This window comes from Acidicapsa dinghuensis (genome assembly GCF_025685685.1).
In the GTDB taxonomy this organism is placed as follows: Bacteria; Acidobacteriota; Terriglobia; order Terriglobales; family Acidobacteriaceae; genus Acidicapsa; species Acidicapsa dinghuensis.
The window spans coordinates 743,105-761,983 of record NZ_JAGSYH010000001.1 but is presented as its reverse complement, the minus strand read 5'-3'; the positions used below and the strand labels follow the sequence as shown (position 1 = coordinate 761,983).

The 18,879-nt window shown below is 57.8% G+C and carries 17 protein-coding genes; 6 read left to right on the top strand and 11 right to left on the bottom strand.

Going from position 1 to position 18,879, the window contains the following annotated elements; genetic code table 11:
* Nucleotides 1–2: 2 nt before the first annotated feature.
* Both groL and OHL22_RS02985 read right to left on the bottom strand, forming a co-directional pair.
* Nucleotides 3–1,673 carry a chaperonin GroEL gene (gene groL, locus OHL22_RS02990; RefSeq protein WP_263333033.1) on the bottom strand — a complete coding sequence of 557 codons (1,671 nt, stop codon included), beginning with the start codon at nt 1,671–1,673 and terminating at the stop codon, nt 3–5.
* Between the two features lie 104 nt (nt 1,674–1,777).
* The gene (locus tag OHL22_RS02985) at nt 1,778–2,086 is read right to left on the bottom strand and encodes a co-chaperone GroES (RefSeq protein WP_263333031.1); all 309 of its coding nucleotides are present in this window, start codon (nt 2,084–2,086) and stop codon (nt 1,778–1,780) included.
* 239 nt (nt 2,087–2,325) lie between these two features.
* Here OHL22_RS02985 and OHL22_RS02980 point away from each other — a divergent pair, with 239 nt between their 5' ends.
* The gene (locus OHL22_RS02980; protein WP_263333030.1) at nt 2,326–2,697 is read left to right on the top strand and encodes a hypothetical protein; all 372 of its coding nucleotides are present in this window, start codon (nt 2,326–2,328) and stop codon (nt 2,695–2,697) included.
* Here the strand turns inward: OHL22_RS02980 and OHL22_RS02975 are convergent.
* The 4 genes from OHL22_RS02975 to OHL22_RS02960 all read right to left on the bottom strand — a co-directional run bounded on the left by OHL22_RS02975 (nt 2,694) and on the right by OHL22_RS02960 (nt 11,706).
* Nucleotides 2,694–5,495, bottom strand: coding sequence for a glycoside hydrolase family 31 protein (locus OHL22_RS02975; RefSeq protein WP_263333028.1), 2,802 nt, complete (start codon nt 5,493–5,495; stop codon nt 2,694–2,696). The two genes, OHL22_RS02980 and OHL22_RS02975, sit on opposite strands and share 4 nt — an antisense overlap.
* Nucleotides 5,496–5,667: 172 nt before the next feature.
* On the bottom strand, nt 5,668–6,261 hold the full coding sequence (locus OHL22_RS02970; RefSeq protein WP_263333026.1) for a hypothetical protein: 594 nt from the start codon (nt 6,259–6,261) through the stop codon (nt 5,668–5,670).
* A 68-nt stretch (nt 6,262–6,329) separates the two neighbouring features.
* Complete coding sequence (locus tag OHL22_RS02965; protein ID WP_263333024.1) at nt 6,330–9,011, bottom strand: ABC transporter permease; 2,682 nt, start codon at nt 9,009–9,011, stop codon at nt 6,330–6,332.
* A 61-nt stretch (nt 9,012–9,072) separates the two neighbouring features.
* Nucleotides 9,073–11,706, bottom strand: a complete 2,634-nt coding sequence (locus OHL22_RS02960) for an ABC transporter permease (RefSeq protein ID WP_263333022.1) — start codon at nt 11,704–11,706, stop codon at nt 9,073–9,075.
* A gap of 171 nt (nt 11,707–11,877) precedes the next feature.
* Between OHL22_RS02960 and OHL22_RS02955 the strand changes: the two genes are divergently transcribed.
* The 3 genes from OHL22_RS02955 (at nt 11,878) to OHL22_RS02945 (ending at nt 14,648) form a co-directional block, all read left to right on the top strand.
* Entirely contained in the window at nt 11,878–12,540 is a 663-nt protein-coding gene (locus OHL22_RS02955; protein ID WP_263333020.1) for a carboxypeptidase-like regulatory domain-containing protein, read from the top strand.
* A gap of 42 nt (nt 12,541–12,582) precedes the next feature.
* Nucleotides 12,583–13,341, top strand: coding sequence for an SDR family NAD(P)-dependent oxidoreductase (locus OHL22_RS02950; RefSeq protein ID WP_263333018.1), 759 nt, complete (start codon nt 12,583–12,585; stop codon nt 13,339–13,341).
* 155 nt (nt 13,342–13,496) lie between these two features.
* Nucleotides 13,497–14,648: a hypothetical protein gene (locus tag OHL22_RS02945; protein ID WP_263333016.1), complete on the top strand. Its 1,152-nt coding sequence runs from the start codon at nt 13,497–13,499 to the stop codon at nt 14,646–14,648.
* A 182-nt stretch (nt 14,649–14,830) separates the two neighbouring features.
* Here the strand turns inward: OHL22_RS02945 and OHL22_RS02940 are convergent, their stop codons facing one another.
* From OHL22_RS02940 to OHL22_RS02920, 5 genes are all read right to left on the bottom strand, one after another.
* Nucleotides 14,831–15,682, bottom strand: a complete 852-nt coding sequence (locus OHL22_RS02940) for a tyrosine-protein phosphatase (RefSeq protein WP_263333014.1) — start codon at nt 15,680–15,682, stop codon at nt 14,831–14,833.
* A gap of 63 nt (nt 15,683–15,745) precedes the next feature.
* Nucleotides 15,746–16,441, bottom strand: coding sequence for a phosphoribosylformylglycinamidine synthase subunit PurQ (gene purQ, locus OHL22_RS02935; protein ID WP_263333012.1), 696 nt, complete (start codon nt 16,439–16,441; stop codon nt 15,746–15,748).
* A gap of 35 nt (nt 16,442–16,476) precedes the next feature.
* Entirely contained in the window at nt 16,477–16,857 is a 381-nt protein-coding gene (locus OHL22_RS02930) for a type II toxin-antitoxin system VapC family toxin (RefSeq protein WP_263333010.1), read from the bottom strand.
* Between the two features lie 2 nt (nt 16,858–16,859).
* Nucleotides 16,860–17,165 (bottom strand): type II toxin-antitoxin system Phd/YefM family antitoxin, encoded by a 306-nt coding sequence (locus tag OHL22_RS02925; RefSeq protein WP_263333008.1) that lies wholly within the window; start codon nt 17,163–17,165, stop codon nt 16,860–16,862.
* Nucleotides 17,166–17,225: 60 nt separating this feature from the next.
* Nucleotides 17,226–17,825 carry a DUF1990 family protein gene (locus OHL22_RS02920; protein WP_263333006.1) on the bottom strand — a complete coding sequence of 200 codons (600 nt, stop codon included), beginning with the start codon at nt 17,823–17,825 and terminating at the stop codon, nt 17,226–17,228.
* A gap of 192 nt (nt 17,826–18,017) precedes the next feature.
* Between OHL22_RS02920 and OHL22_RS24975 the strand changes: the two genes are divergently transcribed.
* Nucleotides 18,018–18,359, top strand: coding sequence for a PadR family transcriptional regulator (locus OHL22_RS24975; protein WP_377819792.1), 342 nt, complete (start codon nt 18,018–18,020; stop codon nt 18,357–18,359).
* Between the two features lie 11 nt (nt 18,360–18,370).
* A complete protein-coding gene (locus OHL22_RS02915; RefSeq protein ID WP_263333004.1) occupies nt 18,371–18,826 on the top strand; it encodes a hypothetical protein in 456 nt (151 codons plus the stop codon).
* Nucleotides 18,827–18,879 lie beyond the last annotated feature (53 nt).

Below are 18,879 nucleotides of genomic sequence, written 5' to 3'. Positions count from 1 at the left end.
TCTTAGTACATGCCTTCCATGCCGCCGCCGTGACCGCCGGCCGGGGCCGCAGCCTTGGGCTCGGGAATCTCCGAGACCAGAGCTTCGGTGGTCAGCAGCAGACCAGCGATCGAGGCCGCGTTCTGCAGGGCAGTGCGGGTGACCTTGGTCGGATCGATGACGCCGGCTTTCACCAGGTCTTCGAACTTGCCGGTAGCCGCGTTGTAGCCAAAGTGAGATTCGTTGGAGTCGAGGATCTTGCCGACAACCACCGCACCCTCTTCGCCTGCATTGGCAACGATCTGGCGTAGAGGCTCTTCGATAGCGCGGCGAACAATCTGCGCACCGATCTTCTCGTCGCCCTCAAGCGTCTTCACCAGCGCATCCACAGCCTTGGCGGAACGAACCAGGGCAACACCGCCGCCCGGAACGATACCTTCCTCGACAGCCGCACGGGTGGCATGCAGAGCATCCTCAACGCGAGCCTTCTTCTCCTTCAGCTCGGTCTCGGTGGCTGCGCCAACCTTGATCACGGCAACGCCGCCGACCAGCTTCGCCAGCCGCTCCTGCAGCTTCTCGCGGTCGTAGTCGCTGGTGGTCTTTTCGATCTGTCCGCGAATCTCCTTCACGCGGCCCTGGATGTCAGAAGCCTCGCCCGATCCATCGACGATCGTCGTGTTGTCCTTGTCGATCGTGACACGCTTTGCGCGGCCCAGGTCTTCGATCTTGACGTTCTCGAGCTTGATGCCGAGATCCTCAGTGATGGCCTTGCCACCGGTCAGGATCGCGATATCGCCGAGCATCGCCTTGCGACGGTCGCCGAAGCCAGGAGCCTTGACTGCAGCTACGTTCAGCGTGCCGCGCAGCTTGTTCACCACGAGAGTTGCGAGAGCCTCGCCCTCAACGTCCTCGGCAATGATCAGCAGGGGCTTGCCGCTGCGTGCAACCTGCTCCAGAACCGGCAGCAGATCCTTCATGTTGCTGATCTTCTTCTCGTAGATCAGGATGTAGGGATCATCGAGGCCGGCTTCCATGCGGTCCGCGTCGGTCACGAAGTAGGGGCTCAGATAGCCACGATCAAACTGCATGCCTTCGACGGTCTCGAGGTAGGTATGCATGGTCTTCGACTCTTCAATCGTGATTACGCCATCCTTGCCGACAGTCTTCATCGCACCGGCAATAATGTCGCCGATCTCGGTGTCGCCGTTGGCGGAGATTGCGCCCACCTGCGCGACGGAATCATCTGTCACAGGCTTGGAGAGCTCGCCAAGGGCGCCGCCGTTGGTGAACTTGCCTTCTTTGTCACGGGTGCCGATTACGGCTCCAACGGCCTTGTCGATGCCGCGCTTCAGGGCGGTCGGATTGGCGCCGGCGGCAACGGTCTTCACGCCCTCGCGGAAGATGGCCTGGGCCAAGACTGTAGCAGTGGTCGTGCCGTCGCCAGCAACGTCCGAGGTCTTCGAAGCAACTTCCTTCACGAGCTGCGCGCCCACGTTCTCTAGCGGGTCCTTCAGCTCCACTTCCTTGGCGACGGTGACGCCGTCCTTGGTGATCGTCGGGGAACCGAACTTCTTCTCGATGACCACGTTGCGGCCCTTCGGACCGAGGGTCACCTTCACAGCGTCCGCCAGCGTGTTTACGCCGCGCAGGATCGCCTGACGGGAATCTTCTCCGTGCAAAATCTGCTTTGCCATTGTGTTTCTTCTCCAGTAAGCGCAAAGAGCGCATTCAACTGTGGATTTGGTTTACTTCGGATCCTTCGCGAAAACATGCGAAGCACTCAAAGGGTGCGGAGCACCTACTTCTTGAGGATTCCGAGCACTTCTTCTTCGCGCATGATGAGGAACTCTTCACCGTCGATCTTGATCTCGGTGCCGGAGTACTTGCCGAAAAGCACGCGGTCGCCAGCCTTCACATCGAGCGGGAAAACCTTGCCTTCGTCGTTGGACTTGCCTTTGCCCACGGAGATGACTTCGCCTTCCTGGGGCTTTTCTTTTGCCGAATCAGGGATGATGATGCCGCCCCGAACTGTCTCGCCCTCTTCCACACGGCGAACCAGGATGCGATCGTGGAGCGGAGTAAAGGTCGTGGTTACGGAAGTAGCCATACGTTTTGCTTCTCCTTCAGTCGATTAGGCGCGAACGGGTGTCTGCACCCGGCACGCGTTTGAATTGAAAAGGTAAGATTGTCCGTTGGACGAACCTACGTCTCTCGGACGGCTCCCGTCCGGAATCAACTGCCAAGCTTAGTGATCTGCTCCGGTTAACGGAGCTTTAGCACTCTCAGCTTCCGACTGCTAGAGTAGCCAAGCGAACTGGAAGCTGTCAAGTGCAATGGAGATGAAATATGAGTGAATTATACTCATCTAAACTGAGCACATGTGGTGTGTGGGGCGGAGCAGGTTGGAGCGAAACCATTATTTGTGCCGTCTGGGATGCTTCATGCAAGATGATTGCGGAAGGTAGATTTACTGTGCGCGGAAAGTTGGATATCGGTGATGGTGGCGTGGTTGATGCAAATAAACTTGCTTCGATCAAGCAAACGAACGCAGTTGAAGTAATTTCCAAGCCTGCCAGACAGACTTCGCCTCCGGTTGAAACCAGGCGAACGACCAGAAACGGCATCCCTCTGCTTCACGTAAAGCCAGGATCGTTCCGTGTTACGCCCGAACTGGTTCACGAACAGCGCGAGGAACTGTCTGAAGCTTCGAACGGCTAGTTATTCTTCTCCGCTGGTTTTCCGTCGTTTAAGAGCGTCAACGAGCGTTGCAGCGAGGCGCGGTATTGCTGCGCGCGCTCGACTGTGGTGTCGCGGCCGCGGTTCTGCATTAACTGCTTAACGAGTTGGTCATCGGGGACGTTGGTTTTGTCGGCGAGATCCTGCACTTGCTTCTCGCCCTCGGCATAGACCTGCGGGAAGCGCGCGATTTGTTCACGGGCTGTTTCGGGCTTGTAGCTAATGCGGTCGCCGGTTTGCCATGCGTCGATCAGGGGATCAGGTGCGCGGGTGAAAGGCCATTGCGCATTAAGCGTGTCGTAGGCTTCACGAAGACGCTCTTCGGCCCCTGCAAAGCCGTCTAGTTGTGCGCGAGAAGCGAGCGATCCTGCGGGACGATGAATGTGGAGAACGACGCGCTCGGAAACGGAATAACGTGGGGTAGTGATGATGGTCGAGAGCGTGTTTCCTTCGTAGTGCCAACTGGGCTTGTCGCTCTGAAGAGCAAAAGTGAGAGCGGTTCCATTGGAGATGACGGAATTGGGCGGCCAGTCACCGGGCAGGCGAATCTCATAGCTTCGTTGGGTGAGCATGCCTGGATAGGAGCCGCGTACAGGCGCGATCTCAATGGTGAGGTCGTCGCCGGATTGTTTCGCGCTGATATCGGTCCAGGCACAGACACCGCTTTTGTAGTTTTCGCCACGGCTTGCATCGTCATAGACCGAGTAGGTTGATGTCTGAGTATCGGCGAACGGGAAGATGTTGAGGATGAGCGGATCGACCGGCTTCTGCCCGGTATAGAGCATTTTCGGCTGCATGGGCACGATGGCTCCGGCGCGAAGGAAGACGGGGATCTGGCTGATAGAGTATTTGCGCTGAACGGTTTGAGGGCCTGTAAAGTGTTTGCCGGTTGGCCTCTCGATCCACTCGCCCTGCGGTATCCAGACCGCTTCGTCTGCGAGCTGCGAGTCCTTGTCAACGGGTGTGGTGACAGGAGCGACGATCATATCTTTGCCAAAGACATACTCATTCTTACTGGAATAGGCTTCGTCGGCTTCGGGCCAGTCGTAATAGAGCGGACGCAGGAAGGCCACACCGGTATCGTAGGTGCGGCGGCCCTCGGTGTAGAGGTATGGCTCAAGCGCGTAGCGTAATTGAAAGGTGCTGCGCATGATGCCGGAGTACGGCTCGGGATAGGCCCAGATGCGGCGCTCGGAGTCGGGATTTTTGGTGGTGTGGGTCCGCAAGATAGGACTGAAGGCGCCGAATTGAATCCAGCGCGTGTAGAGCTCCGGAGCGACCGCACCAGGCATGTGTCCGCCGATGTCGTGGCTCCAGTAAGCGTAGCCAACGTTAGCAGCGGTTGCGGTGAACCAGGGTTGGAATGCGAGCGAGTCCCAGACGGAGATGGTGTCGCCGGAGAAGCCGATCTGATAGCGGTGATTGCCGAGCCCTCCCCAGCGATGGAAGAGCAGTGGGCGCTTGCCTTCGCGTTCCTGATCGGTGAAATGGACATAGTTAAGCCACCAGGTGGGTGAGACGCCTGCCATCTGCGTGTTGTGTTCCTGCTGCCAGTCGAGCCACCAGAAATCGATGCCTTCTTTTTCAAGTGGATGGTGCAGCAGGTCCATGTAATTTTGCGCGTATTTTTTGTTGGTTATGTCGAAGGGAACATACTTGTGTGTGGCTGGATCGATGCCCATGGCGCGCGCCATGGCTGGATAAGCCGCCTCCCACGGTTGCACTCCTGAGGCTGGATGCAGGTTCAGCGTGGCCTTGAGGCCCTCCTCATGCAGGTTTTTGAGGAATGGAGCGGGATCGGGGAAGAGCAGCGGATTCCAGGTATAGCCGCTCCAACCCAGCTCGTGACCGGATTGATCGACTTCGTGGCGTGCTTCGAGCTGCTCTTTGTTGAGATGCCAGTCCATATCGATGACGAGCACATCGAGCGGGACGTTGTTGTCGTGGAAGCCACGAACGAGGTCGTCGAGTTCCTGGTCGCTGTAGGCCCAGTAGCGCGACCACCATGCTCCGAAGGCGAAGCGCGGAGGCAGCGGAATGCGGCCGGCAACCTGAACGTAGTCATGCAGGGCCTGTTTGTAGTCATGGCCATAGCCGAAGAAGTACCAGTCCTGGCGATCGCCAGCGGGGCGTAGAACCACCCACGGCCATGGGCTGGCTTCGCCGTGGGTGAAGTTGAAGTTGTCGGAGTCGAAGAGTGGACGGGTTGAGTCATCAACGAGCGTCCAGCCATCGCGCGAGATGAGGCCGGGCTCGATAGGCTCGCGTGTTTTGCTGCCGCGTGCGCCGTCCAGTGTGCGCGTGGTGCCCTGCAGATTGCCGGTATCAGGCGTGCCGGGATGCCAGGTGACCTGCTTGCCGTTCAGATCAAAGGTGATGGTGAGGTTGTCATCGGTGAACTTGCCGTCTGTGCCGGTTTGCGGATTGTAGGTGAGCTTGAGTGCGCTGGTGTCGATGATGAGTCCGGATGCAGTTTCGCTATGTGTGAACTTTGGCACAGGAAGACGGCGGTTGAGGAAGACGAACGATGGGCGGTCTTCGAACTTGCCGTCGGCGCTCCACTCCATACGGATGAGTTGCGGAGTGAGAATGGTGAAGCGAGCGTGGCCGATGGTCACGATGGCGTGCGGGTCGGCTGCGGCGTTGTAACTCGCTTCGGGTGCTTTTGCAGCAACGGATTGAGGTGCGGATGTTTGCTTGCCGGACTCTGCGAGGGTCAACTGTGTTGAGAGGACTGTTGCGGCAAAGGTCAGAATCCACGTACAGAGAGTTTTTTTCATCGCATCTCCGGTTGCGATAAGGCTAGTACCGGAGGCGTGCAGAAAACAAATTGAGGCACGAGTGTTCCGTGGTCGCATGGGTCGCTGATAGAGATTCACCGCGATAAACCAATCGGTTTTCCAAGGAAAAAGAATTATGCGCGCATCGATTCCAAGTGATTCATACGAAGAGTTACTTGTTTGGCAAATTCTGCTCCAGCTTCTGAAACGCCTGCACAGACTCAGGTGTAATTAGTTCATCATCCCAATGTTCTACCAATTTGCCTCCGCGAACGCGAAAGGTGTCGAAGCTGAAACGCTCGTAGATAGTTCCTTGCGCGGCGGTAGGATCAGTACGTGTATTCTTGACGATCGCGGTTACAAGGTCACACTCAGCAGTCAAGATCACCACTTGCGGTGCTTTGCCGCCTCGTCTGGCCGGGCCGTCGAGCACGTTTGTGTTTCCGGGGTTATCTGCAGCGGCAATACCGGTGAAGAGTTGCTTGAATTCTTCGTAGTCGCTGATGTGTTTCTCTGCGCCAAGCTTCAACGCCAGTGGGTTGTGCTGAATGTAGCTGGGATCGATTAGCGCGATGAGCTCTCGCAGTGTGATGCCGGACCGATAGAAATCCATTACGGCTTTTTTCTCAGCATGTAATTCCGCTGGCGTAATGCTGCATGCATGCGGCTGCGGAGTTTCCTGTGTCTGTGCCATCGAAGGTAAGGAAGTTCCGAGCATCGAAACGAATATTGTTACGGCGATCCATGACGCGATTCTGCTCTTCATTAAATCCCCACTTTCCATTTGTTAAGCTTCGGGTTGATGTTCAGGACTGAGTTGCAATCACGAGGCCGCTATTCGGCGCGCAGTGCTTCAACCGGATTGACGGATGCGGCGCGTCGGGCTGGCAGATAGCTGGCGAGTAAGGATGACGCGGTTAGAACTATGCCTACGGTGATGAGGGTCGCGATGTCCCATGGGGCGACACCAAAGAGCAGGCTGCGCATGAGCGTGGTCGCACCAAGGGAGCAGAGCAGTCCAGCAACGACGCCGATGGCGATGAGGCGCGCGGCCTGTGCGAGCACCATCGTGGAGACGGAACTGCGCTGAGCACCCAGGGCCATGCGCACGCCGATTTCGCGAGTACGCTGCGAGACGGAGTAGGCGATGACGCCGTAGAGGCCGATGACGCCGAGTATGAGAGCAATGACGGCGAAGCCTCCTGCAAGCCATGCTGCTGCGCGACGTAGATATGCGGGCTGGCTTGATTGGATGCGTTCGTCCATGGTCTGCGTGACCTGAATGACGATGCCCGAGTCAACGCGGCGGATGACGGATTCAAGAGCAGTTAGAGTTAGGCTTGGCGCTTGCGTGGTGCGCGCGACGATGTAGAAGGAATTATCGGGCACCTGATCGAAAGGAGCATAGAGGACCGGCGCAACGCTGCCGTCGATCGCGCCCTCCTGAATGTTGGCTACGACACCTACGACTTCAGCGGGCGATTTGAGTTTATCGCTGTGGATGTGCTGCCCGATGGGATTCACGCCTGCGAGATAGAGGCGCGCGAAGGTTTGATTGACGAGAACGACAGGCGGATGCGAGGTGTCGTCCATTGCGGTGAAGAGCCTGCCTTGCTGAAGCTGGGCGCGAGTGGTGCTGAAGTACTGATAGCCTACGGAGCGGAAGTTGGCTTCCTCGGGATTTGCGAAGCGCGGTTGGCCCTGGATGTAGAAGGTGGTGCTACCGGTGAAGGTGAAGCCTGAGCCGACGCCTCCGGCGATACCGGCTAGCGGTACATGACGAGCGATGGCAGCGGATTCGATGCCCGGCAGACGCAGTGTTTCATCGACGAGACGATGCGCGAGTATGACTTGTTGCGCTGGTTTGTCGTAAGCGGGAATGCCGGAGGCGTCGAGGCGCACGATGTCGAGATGGCTGGTTTCGATTCCGAGATTGGAATGGATGAGGAGATAGAAGCTGCGGACAAGCAGGCTTGCTCCCATGAGCAGGATGGTTGCGGTGCAAAGCTCGACGATGACGAGGTTTGTTCCCAGCTTGCGCCAGACGACGCTCGCGGCGGAGCGGCTGCTTTGCGCGAGACCCTGGTGTAGATCCGATGTAAGGAAGCCCGGGAGCGGCGTGAGCGCGAAGAGAATGCCGGAGGTGAATGCGACAGCGATGCCGAAGGCGAGTACGTGCCAGTTGAAGCCGAGGGCATTCAGACTGGGTGTGGCGGCGAGCATGTCTCCGGGCGTGATGCGCAGCAGCACACGAATGAGCGCGGCTGCTGCTGCGAGGCCAGGGAGGATCGCAGCTGCGGCGATCAGGAAGCCTTCGATCAGGAATTGTCTGATGAGCCGAGAGCGTGGCGCGCCGAGTGCTCCGCGGACGGCTATCTCGCGGCGGCGGCTCTCGGAGCGTACGAGCAGCAGGCTGCAGACATTGAAGGCTGCGATCAGGAGCAGAAGCGCGGCTGCGGACATCAGCAAGGTGAGCAGCGGACGGAGTTTGCCGGAGACGATGTCTGTCCAAGGCAGGATGGCTGCGCCGCGGTCTTTGTCGGCATCGGGATATTGCTGTGCGAGGGTCGCGGCGATGTTTTGAAGATCGGAGGATGCCTGCGCGAGTGTGATGCTGGGTTTGAGCCTTGCGATCGCGGAAAGGCCGTGATCGCCGCGGGTTTGCGGCGGGTCCCAGAGCTGAAGAGGAATCCAGAAGGTGACATCGCCGATGGGCGCGAAGGAAAAGCTGGCGGGTAGGACGCCGATGATCTGTGCGGGCTGGCTATCGAGCGAGATGGTTTGGCCGATCACGTCGGAACGGCCGCCATAGCGGCTCTGCCAGGCCGCATAAGTAAGCAGCGCGACGCCGGGTGAACCAGGTTGGTCTTCTTCCGTGCGAAAACTCCGACCGAGGATCGGGACGACGCCAAGAAGATCGAAGAAGCCTGCGCTGACGGATTCGGTGTCCACCTGATCAATGCCGGATGCGGTGCGGCCTGAAGTGGTGCGGAGTGCTGCGGATGTGGGGTTGCTGTTGTAGACAGCGATGGCGTCGAGAGAGCGGTTGGCGCGCTTCCAGTCGAGGTAATCGAGGTAGGAGAGCTGATACCGGTTGCTGAGTGGTGTGGTCTCAAAGAGAGCGACGATACGGCTTGCATCGCGATAGGGAAGCGGCCGAAGCATGACGGCATCGACAAAAGCGAAGATGGCCGCGCTGGCGCAGATGCCGAGAGCGAGGACTCCGATGGCCGTTGCAGCGAAGGCTTTGTTGCGCTGAAGTTGACGCAGGCCGTAGCGGAGGTCGAGCCAGAGGCTTTCAAGAGTGAGCGCGGCATCTGCACCGGTGACATGCTCTTTGACTGACTGAGGATTACCAAAGCGGAGCCGAGCATCCCGTTTTGCGGCTTCAGGGCGCATGCCTGCGGCTTCGTTATCGGCGGCTCGCAGATCTATGTGCGATTGAAGCTCGGTTACGATCTCCTGATCCAGGCGGGAGCGTTGGAAGAGGTTCGTGATGCGGCGAAGAAATTTCATCAGCGTAAGTATCTCTCAGGCGAAGCAGATCAATCTGGTTCTTCAAGGACGCGTGTTGGTCCTATTCGACTCGCAAAGCTTCAATGGGATTGACCGATGCTGCGCGTCGCGCGGGCAGGTAGCTGGCAGTCAGAGCAGAGGCAGCGAGAATGACACCGACGGCGGTTAGCGTTGCCACATCCCAGGGAGCTGTGCCGAAGAGAAGACTTCGCATAAGCATCGCTGCGGCGATGGAGCAGACGAGCCCGGCTGCGACTCCGATCACAATCAGACGGCCTGCTTCTCCCATCACCATTGCGTAAACCGAGCTGCGTTGTGCTCCGAGGGCCATGCGCACGCCGATTTCGCGGGTGCGCTGGCTTACAGAGTAGGCGATGACTCCGTAGAGGCCGATAACCCCGAGCAATAACGCGATGGCAGCGAAACCCCCGACCAGCCATGCCGCGGAGCGGTGCAAGTAGGCGGACTGGCTCTTCTCGATGCGGTTGTCCATGGTTTCGCCGTCATAGAGGAGGAAGTCCGGATTGATGCGGCGTACGGTCTGCTCCAGAGTTTTGAGAATGAGCTCGGGCTCGCCTGCGGTGCGGGCAACGACGTAGAAGACGTTGTCAGGCACCTGATCGAAGGGCACGTAGAGCGCTGGACCGACTTCGGCGTCCATGGGACCCTCGCGGATGTTGTCGATGATACCGGCGATCTGCCAGGCGGGCTGGGAGTCATCAAAGCTGAGGCGGCGTCCGATGGGATCTTCACCGGGGAAGTACTTGCGCGCGAAGGACTGATTGATGATGGTCACGATGGGCTGGGTGGCGTCGTCGTGCTCGGTGAAAAACCTGCCGCGCATGAGCCTTGCGCGCACAGTGCTGAAATATCCGGCGCTTACCTGGCGCATGTCGGCTTCATTGCCGGTCTGATGCGGCGGCCGCCCCACGATGTTGAAGGTGGTGCTGCCACCGGCGACGTTGGCCAATGGGACCTGGCGCGTGATCGCCGCGGATTCTACTCCAGGCAGCCGCCTGATTTCGTCGAGGACCTGATGCGAGAGCGCCACCTGCTGGTACGGCTTCGCGTAGCTTGCAAGGCTGGAAGCAGTGATCCGCAGCGTGGCCAGGTGATCGGTCTGCATGCCTGTGTCGGCGTGCATCAGCCGGTAGAAGCTGCGCCCAAGCAGGCCAGCGCCTGAAAGCAGCACCATCGCTGTGCAAAGCTCGACAACGACCAGATTGGAACCAAAGTGCCGCCAGACCGTTCCTGCGGCCGAAGGGCCACCTTGCCCGAGCCCCTCTCGTACCGTCTCGAACGAGAGCCGAAACAGTGGTGTCAGCGAAAACTGGATGGCGGCGAGGATGGCCACCATGAGCGCAAATCCGAGCACGTGCAGGTTGATCCCGAGCTGCGTGAGATACGGCATCGCTGCAAGCATTCCGGCCGGAACGAGCTTTACCAGTACGTGGATCTGTCCATAGGCGGCTCCCACGCCCAGCACACATGCGGTAGCGGCCAGCATCAGCCCCTCGATCACGAATTGTCGCACGAGTCGCATTCGGGAAGCTCCCAACGCCCCGCGCACGGCGATCTCGCGGCGACGGTTTTCCGAACGCACCAGCAGGAGGCTGCTTACATTGACTCCCGCGATGAGGAGAAGCAGCACTGCTCCGCACATCAGCAGGAGAAGGATGGATTGGAGTTTGCCAGTGACGACTTCCGTCCAAGGAACCACGGTGGCGCCGCGTCCGTCGTCGTAGCCGGGGTACTGCTTCGCCAGGATTGCTGCGACGTTGCTCATGTCCGCTTGCGCTTGAGCCACAGTGACGCCGGGCTTGAGTTTTCCCAGTCCGGAGAGATTGTGCTCGCCGCGCGTGTCAGCCTTGTCTGAGGCATGCAGAACGATCCAGAACTCGGCAGGGCCGGCCCCGGCGAAGTAGAAATCCTTGGGTAGTACGCCGACGATGGTGCTGGTTACATTGTCTATAGTGACGGTCTTCCCCAGGACATCCGGCTGTCCTCCATACCGTTTCTGCCAGACGGAGTAGCTGATGAGAGCCGTACTCGGGGCTGCTGGCAGATCTTCACCATCGCGAAAATCGCGGCCCAGAAGAGGACTGATGCCAAGGGTGCGGAGAAAACCGGCGCTGATAGTTACTTCGTCGACCCGCTCGATGCCTGTGGGCGACTGCATCGCCAATGAACCGGCGTCATACGCTTCGATGGCGTCGAAGGTGTGGTTCATGCGCTTCCAGTCGAGATAGTCGAGGTAAGAGAGATGGAAGCGCGGGCCGAGCGGGTTGGTCTCGAAGAGGCCCATGATGCGGGCGGGATCGCGGTAAGGAAGCGGGCTGATCAGGACAGCGTCGACAAAGGCGAAGATGGCGGTACTGGCGCAGATGCCGAGTGCGAGTACTCCGATAGCAGTGGCTGCAAAGCCCGGATTGCGGCGAAGCTGACGCAGGCCATATCGGAGGTCGAGCCAGAAGCCTTCGAGGCTGAGGGCGGCGTCTGCACTGGTCACGCTTTCGCGAACGACCTGGGGATTACCAAAACGGACACGTGCATCACGGCGCGCCGAAGCAGGGGACATGCCGGAGATACGGTTGTCGTCGGCACGCAGAGCCAGGTGAGAGTCGAGTTCGGCTTCAATTTCGTCGGCGAGACGATTGCGGCGGAAAAGATTCGTGATTCGGCGAGTCCAGGCCATGCGTCCTCCTTGTACTGCTGCGCTTACTGAAAAGGGGACCAGACGCTCACGGCGGGACGGTTCCGTGCGTCTAACTAATCCCTAGACAACTTGGTAAGGCCGATCCTACCCATAGATGTATAGGTATGTCAAGAAGGATATAGCGAATCTGTTCTGCGGGGTGCGAGGAAGATGCGAAAGGACTACAATGGCGGCATGGTGCAGTTCGGTTCTGTTGTTCGTCGATTGATTCTTCCCGGAGTCGTGATCGCGTCTTTGGGCGCGGCCACCATGCTCCATGGCCAGGATGCTCCCAAGCGCGGGCGCAAGTATAAGGTGCCGCCGGCGACCTCGCATGTGGTGATAACGGTGTTACGCGGGACAACGGGAAAACCGCTCGTGAATGCGTCTGTGATCTTCCATCCCCTGGAAGACGGCCATGACGACGGCAACATGGAACTGAAGACGGACGATGACGGCAAGGCAACCCTGGATCTGCTGGAGACCGGATCTTCGGTACGTATCCAGATTCTGGCCGATGGCTGGCAGACCTTTGGGCAGGACTTCAAGGTAGACAAGAGTGATATGGCCATTGAAGTGAAGCTGAACCGGCCAGTGGGGCAGTATTCGATCTACAAGAAGGACGGCGGTTTGCGTAAAGATGGCGACGGCAAGGTGACTGAGGACGGCAAGCCGGCAACGCCAAAGCCAGATGGGGCAAGTGATGCCCAGCCGAAGGATCAGTCCGGTTCTTCGACGGATGCTAAGGCGCAGGATTCCAAGGATGAGTCGGCCAAGAGCGACGCTCCTAAGGATGACGCGAAGCCGCAGGATTCTTCCTCCCAACCGAAGTAACCTATTAGCTGCCGTTTCTGATGCCGGTCTGGAGGGAGACGTATGCCGTTTGCTTCTGAGGCCGGGGCAAGTTCACAACGAAAAGTAGCGATCGTAACTGGCGGCGCCAGGCGGTTGGGGCGGGAGATTGCCCTGACGCTGGCGCGCGCCGGTTTCGACGTAGCCATCACGTATCGCACATCGAAGGATGATGCGGAAGAAATTACGCGTGCGATTCGCGGGTTTGGTGTGCGCTCGGCGGCATATGCGATGGATGTGCGGGATGAGGCAAGTGTGTACGGCGCCATAGCCGCGATTGCCGAGGAGTTTGGCCGCATCGATGTGTTGGTGAATAATGCCGCGGTTTTTGAGTCGGTCCCGCTGCCGGAGATCACGGTAGAGCAGTGGGATGCGATCTTCGCCGCAAATACACGCGGGCCGTTTCTGGTGGCGCGCGAGGCGCTGCCATACCTGAAAGCGGCTCACGGGCGTGTCGTGAATATAGGTTCGCTGGGCGGCAGCCACGCCTGGGCGACGCATGGGCACTACTGCGCTTCGAAGGCTGCATTGCACATGCTGACGCAGGTGATGGCCAAAGCCTTTGCGCCCGAGGTCAGCGTCAACTGTGTGGCTCCGGGATATATTGAGATTCCGAAATCAGAAAGTGTGGCGGACAGGGAAGCCGAGCACTTCTCGTCGAAGACGCCAATGAGGCGGAACGGATCTCCGGAGGATGTGGCGGAAGCTGTGGCGTTTTTCGCTACCGGGCCGCGGTTTATTACCGGACAGATACTGATTGTGGATGGCGGGCTGGGGCTTTGACGGTTACTGGCATGGCCAGCATTCTGATTCAACTGGAACAAGAACGTTTCTAACCAGTCAGAGACTGGACGCAGGTTTTGCTCTTACCTTGACAATCTATTCATCATCCCGTCACACAGGGAACCTACTGTGCTCTCAGATTGGGGAGCTTTGCCATGAAAAGTACCTTAGTGCTGGGGATAGTGGTGGCAGGGATGGTATTTCTGCTGTCGGGATGTGCAGCCAACAAGTACGTAAACAATAACGTACCAACCTCTTCACCGGGCAGCGGCATTGCGGTGCCTTCGTCCGTGGTTGGCACTCAGGGTAGTCTTTATTCGATCTCTGTTTTCGCCAAGGCGCCCGGAAATCTGGAGCCGGATGATTTACTGCAAATGGGCACCTCGATCTTCGTCGTCTGCCAGGATCCGAACATCAATCCTGATGGAACGTTGGCTCCTGGCGTGACCTCTGCCCAGAGCGAAGTGATCGAGTACGACGAGAACGGAAATGTACTACAGACCTTCAATGTTCCAGGGCATCCTGACGGAGAAGCCGCTTATAACTCGACCACGGTCTGGGTGAGCAGCAATGAGGACGCCAATCCCGTTATTACGGTAATCAATACGACGAACAACACGCTTCAGTCGTACACTTCGGATGTTGCGACCTTGCCTCATGGCGGCGGTCTTGACGACATGAAGGTGATTAACGGCGTTGTCTACGCGAGCGCCTCGAATCCCACGACGACATTTAATCCGAGTCCGAATCTCGCGCCATATTCGACCGACTCCAGTGGCGCGACCGCTGAATATGGCGTGAACACCGGGCCGGTGATGTATGCGATTTCGCTCAACAGCGACGGTAAGACATTTCACTCGACGCCGGTGGTCTGGTCGAGCACACAGGCCACGCTTCTTCCCGCAGGCACGCCGGTTACATTGAACATGACCGATTCGGATTCATCGATGATTGATCCGGCGGGCGATCTGGTAGAGGACAGCCAGCAGGATTCCGAACTGGTGTTTATCAAGAATGTCGGAACGCCGCAACAGTCGGTCAGTGTGTTGCCCATGACTCTCTATGGCAATCCATGGCCACTGGACGATACTCGCTGGTCGCCGGCTAGCGGCAGCTCCTTTATGCTGCTGTCGGACGCCCCGGCGCAGTTGCTCTACAAGATCACTGAGACGAACGGTTTTGCGCCACAAGCCGCCTATAGCGCGGGTCAGGGAACGCTCCTGTTCAGCAATATGAAAACGGGAGCTATGACACCGATCTATGTGGGTATGAATAATCCCCATGGTCTTATCTTCGTAACGCAATAAGATAAGCCGTTCGTTGTCTAAGTGAGTTAGCGAAAATCAGCCCTTAGCTACATCCTAGAGACCGGCTTAAGGCATTTTCCGAATTACTGTGGACTTTACGAGAGCGTTTGCAGGTGGATTTTTCTTAAGGAAAAATCCACTTAGGCGTCGCGGCTTCGGTCTACTCCAATTCGGAAAATGCTTTATCGGCCAAAGATTCGACCGAAAAAGCCGGTTTTCTTGTCCCTGTCGGTAGACTTCTCTTGGGAGGAGCGCCGCTGTGGGGATTGCACCGATTCATTGAACTTGATCTGTGCTTCTTCGAGGCCCACTGGTTCGGGTTGCGCGGGCATCTTGATGCCTTCGATGGCGGCGCGGGGATTGTCAACGCAGAGGCGGCGAGCAGTTTCTTCACCGGCGCGGTTGGCGACGTAATCGTAGGCCTTCTTGAGATGCGGAGGTCGCCACTCGAGATTATGGGCATCTGTGGCCAAAAAGTGGATCCAGTTGCGATCGAGCAGTTCATTGGCGAAGGCTTCGGCGGAGTTGCCGAAGCGTCCGTAAAGCGAGGACGCCGTGACCTGAACGACGCAGCCCTTGCGAATCCACTCGGCCAGCATCTGCGGATGGCGAACAATGATCGGATTGCGCTCGGGGTGGGTGATGATATTGGTGTATCCGGCGGCTTGCAGGCGTGAGAGCGCATTGCCCAGTTGCGGCGGGATGGCCATCTCCGGGAACTCGACGAGCAGGTAGCCTTTGCCGTCAATCGAGTAGCGCAGGGGATTGTGTAGCGCGTCCTGGATGTTGTCGGCGTTGAGGTGGAAGTCGCAGGCCAGATGCAGACGGATCTTGTCGCCGAGACGGGCCTGAATTTCGGCCATGCGCTCGGCGTTGACCTCGGCCTGGTATGGATAGCTATCGCTGGCGTGCGGGGTGCAGGCGATGTCGGTGACGCCTTCTGAGGCGGCTACTTCGGCCATGGCGATGGAGGTCTCGATGTCGGGAGAGCCGTCATCGACGCCGTAAATCAAGTGATGGTGAATATCGATCATGGCCAACGAGCTATCGTAATCGAGCAGATGTTAAGCGGGCGACCCGAGCTGTTTTATTCCGCACTATCGGGTCGCGAGAGCGTTGACCATAGAGGAGAAAATCTTCCAGCCATCGGCGGAGCCAAGCAGCTTTTCGCTGGAGCGGTCAGGGTGGGGCATCATGCCGAGGACGTTGCGCCCGGCGTTGAGGATGCCTGCGATGTTTTCAAGCGAGCCGTTGGGGTTGGCTTCGCGGGTAATTTCGCCTTTTGGGGTGCAGTAGCGGAAGGCGATGCGGTCTTCGGACTCGAGCTGGTGCAGGGTCTCGGCGTCGCAGTAGTAGTTGCCTTCCATGTGGCCGATGGGAATCTGCAGGACTTCGCCTTTGGTGAGCTGGTTGGTGAAGAGGGAATTCGTCGTTTCAGTCCGTAGATGAACCTGCTTGCAGATGTATTTGAGACCGGCGTTACGCATGAGCGCGCCGGGGAGCAGGCCGGACTCGGTGAGGATCTGGAAGCCGTTGCAGATGCCGAGGACGATGCCTCCGGCGTCGGCGAAGCGTTTGACGGCCTGCATGACCGGTGAGAAACGCGCGATGGCGCCGGTGCGAAGGTAGTCGCCATAGGCAAAGCCGCCAGGGACGAGGACGGCGTCAACGTTCTGGAGGTCTTCAGAGTCGTGCCAGAGGAAGGTCACCGGCTGGTGAGCGATCTCGGAGATGACGTTATAAGTGTCGTGGTCGCAGTTGGAGCCGGGAAATACCAGGACGCCGAATTTCATACTTTCAGGGTAACAGGGAACTACGGCAGACAGATTTACCAGATGCGCGTCACCAGCATTGTGTCAAAGGCGACATCGTTACTTATCAACGTCAAGCCCTCTAGCAATGCTTGCGCGGCCAGCATCCGGTCAAAGGGATCCTTGTGAGGATTTGCCATGGATCCCGCCAGGTGTGCGTGCTCCAATTCCAGAGACAATGGTTTGAACTGTAGGGCGGTGAGAATTCGGGATGGATTCGTAACCAGTGGAGCAGCCTCCGGAAGCTTACCGGAACGATACTTTGTCGCGGCTTCCCAGACACTTACCACCGAGATGTAGCACTCATTGGTTCTATTTGCGATCGCCGCTCGAGCCAAATTGCTCAGCCGAGGATGATTGCCCATCGCCCACAGCAGGGTATGAGTGTCGAGCAGCACTCTCACTCAGGATCCTTCGGTGTTCCGTTATTGTCGGACCAGGTGGAAACAATCGGTGCCTCCCAAAGAGCCAATTCTTCCTCACTCATGGGCTCACTCCAGTCGTAATCCGAGAACATTCCCATCTCTGCGGCGAAAAGGCCGATGGGACGTTCTTTCAGTGTAGAGGCTTGAGGGGGATCGATTGGGATAATACGGGCGACGGGTGTCTGCGCGCGTCCATGTGTCAGGATCACTTCTTCGCCGGCGAGCGCACGCTTGACCAGCTTGGAAAGGTTGGTCTTGGCTTCGTGCATGGTGGCTTCCATCCTGCTCTCCTTAGTCTACTTTATATTAGCTAAGTTTAAATCTTCGTGCAAACGCAACGTTCATTGCGGGTTTGACGAGGAGTCCTGGATGGAGCGGCGCATGCGCTGAAGCGAGTCCCGGGCGAATCGATGCTGTTGGCTGCGGGTGAAGAAGTAGCCGAGCCGGACGAGCCAGTGGGCGGGTTGCGAGACGGCGAGCAGATCGTAGAAGACCGCGCCGGAGATGGGGTAGTACTCGATCAGAAAGCGTTCTTCGCCGCGCTCGACGTGCATGGCGGTGGTTCCGTAGCCGAAGCCGAAGCGGTCTTCTTCATCGATGACGTAGAGGATACGGCTGATATTGATGGACCAGAGCCAGAGCGAGTGAGCCTCCACGGCGACGACCTCGCCCTGTTCGATGGGCGCTTGCGGGTTGGCTATGCGAACCCAGCCGAGATCGAACTGGAGCCACCGGCGGAAGGCTTCTTTGGCGGCGGTGAAGGCGGCTTGTCCCTGGCCGATCTGTGAGCGGTGATAGTCGAGGGCGAAGCCTCGGGGGCAGATGACTTGCTCGCGGCCACCTTCGGTGCGGAGATCGAGACCGTAGCTGGCGGGAAGGCCGCGAGCGCGGCGGAGTTGCTCCTGGACTTCTGCTTCCGTCGGTCTGCGCAGTGAGAACATTTGCGTCAGTATTCCATGACAGATGACTTAGGACTTATTCTCTTCTTCGCAACGGTCCGCAATTACGTTTTGCGTCAACTGTGGCAGACTCCTGGAGAAATAGTTGTTTGACGCCTGAATTCTTGGGCGAAGTAACCTTGATTGAGAGAGAAATCGCTTGACAAAGAATATTGCGCAGCGCAACATGTCATCATGCGACATGTCTCCGGCAATAATAACGCTCTCGGGACGAAGCCACTTAGCGAGCCGGTTGTGCTTATTCTGGCTAGTCTCTCTGAAGAACCTCGCCACGGATACGCACTCCTCATGGATATTGAGAAGTTGAGTGAGGGGCGTATTCGTTTGAGCACCGGAACACTCTATGGAGCCATTCGCAGGCTTCTTGGGGATGGTTGGATTGAGCGATTTGAGCAAGAAGACACTTCACGAGACAAACAGGCTTACACTCTGACAAAAATAGGTCGCAAAGCCCTTGAGTCTGAAATTATGCGGCTTCGTCATCTTGTGCAATTGACAACGGCGCGATTGCGGTAAAGGAGTTTTGAATGAAGATTTTGGCTGTTTATCGTGGGTTGTTAAACCTCTATCCCTACAGCTTTCGGCAGCAGTTTGCGGACGAAATGGTCGAAATCTTTCGCCAACTAACTCAGGACCGTGCTGTGATGAGAGGGCCGATCTTCGCCTCGATAATATTTCATGAATTCCTCGGTTTACTAATTGGAGCAGCAGGAGCGTGGATTGTGATAATGATACCCAGGAAAAAATCCTTTGTTATCTCCATACCATTCATTCCGGAGCCTGGACCCACTCCAGAAGAAACAGCATTGAGCACACAAGAGCTTCAACAGCTTCTTGATGTAACCAGAGCCAGTGTAGATCAGCTTGCCGCAAATGGTGATTTTGCCGCTGCTCGCGCTAATGATGCTACGGTCGCGCGTCTTCAGCTGATCCTGCATCGACGGGACCATCCGCGTAAATCCTGGATTACTTGGGCGAGCTGATAAAGAAGTGTTGCCTATTTTGAGCAAGTGAATAGAATGCTCGTCTGACATTA

What these genes read in the sequence shown, in the direction of transcription:
- OHL22_RS02970 (WP_263333026.1), bottom strand. Translation starts at nt 6,261, where the DNA reads ATGAAGAGCAGAATCGCGTCATGGATCGCCGTAACAATATTCGTTTCG.
- groL (WP_263333033.1), bottom strand. Translation starts at nt 1,673, where the DNA reads ATGGCAAAGCAGATTTTGCACGGAGAAGATTCCCGTCAGGCGATCCTG.
- OHL22_RS02920 (WP_263333006.1), bottom strand. Translation starts at nt 17,825, where the DNA reads ATGTTCTCACTGCGCAGACCGACGGAAGCAGAAGTCCAGGAGCAACTC.
- purQ (WP_263333012.1), bottom strand. Translation starts at nt 16,441, where the DNA reads ATGAAATTCGGCGTCCTGGTATTTCCCGGCTCCAACTGCGACCACGAC.
- OHL22_RS02915 (WP_263333004.1), top strand. Translation starts at nt 18,371, where the DNA reads ATGAAGATTTTGGCTGTTTATCGTGGGTTGTTAAACCTCTATCCCTAC.
- OHL22_RS24975 (WP_377819792.1), top strand. Translation starts at nt 18,018, where the DNA reads ATGCGACATGTCTCCGGCAATAATAACGCTCTCGGGACGAAGCCACTT.
- OHL22_RS02985 (WP_263333031.1), bottom strand. Translation starts at nt 2,086, where the DNA reads ATGGCTACTTCCGTAACCACGACCTTTACTCCGCTCCACGATCGCATC.
- OHL22_RS02965 (WP_263333024.1), bottom strand. Translation starts at nt 9,011, where the DNA reads ATGAAATTTCTTCGCCGCATCACGAACCTCTTCCAACGCTCCCGCCTG.
- OHL22_RS02940 (WP_263333014.1), bottom strand. Translation starts at nt 15,682, where the DNA reads ATGATCGATATTCACCATCACTTGATTTACGGCGTCGATGACGGCTCT.
- OHL22_RS02975 (WP_263333028.1), bottom strand. Translation starts at nt 5,495, where the DNA reads ATGAAAAAAACTCTCTGTACGTGGATTCTGACCTTTGCCGCAACAGTC.
- OHL22_RS02955 (WP_263333020.1), top strand. Translation starts at nt 11,878, where the DNA reads ATGCGAAAGGACTACAATGGCGGCATGGTGCAGTTCGGTTCTGTTGTT.
- OHL22_RS02945 (WP_263333016.1), top strand. Translation starts at nt 13,497, where the DNA reads ATGAAAAGTACCTTAGTGCTGGGGATAGTGGTGGCAGGGATGGTATTT.
- OHL22_RS02980 (WP_263333030.1), top strand. Translation starts at nt 2,326, where the DNA reads ATGAGTGAATTATACTCATCTAAACTGAGCACATGTGGTGTGTGGGGC.
- OHL22_RS02925 (WP_263333008.1), bottom strand. Translation starts at nt 17,165, where the DNA reads ATGGAAGCCACCATGCACGAAGCCAAGACCAACCTTTCCAAGCTGGTC.
- OHL22_RS02960 (WP_263333022.1), bottom strand. Translation starts at nt 11,706, where the DNA reads ATGGCCTGGACTCGCCGAATCACGAATCTTTTCCGCCGCAATCGTCTC.
- OHL22_RS02950 (WP_263333018.1), top strand. Translation starts at nt 12,583, where the DNA reads ATGCCGTTTGCTTCTGAGGCCGGGGCAAGTTCACAACGAAAAGTAGCG.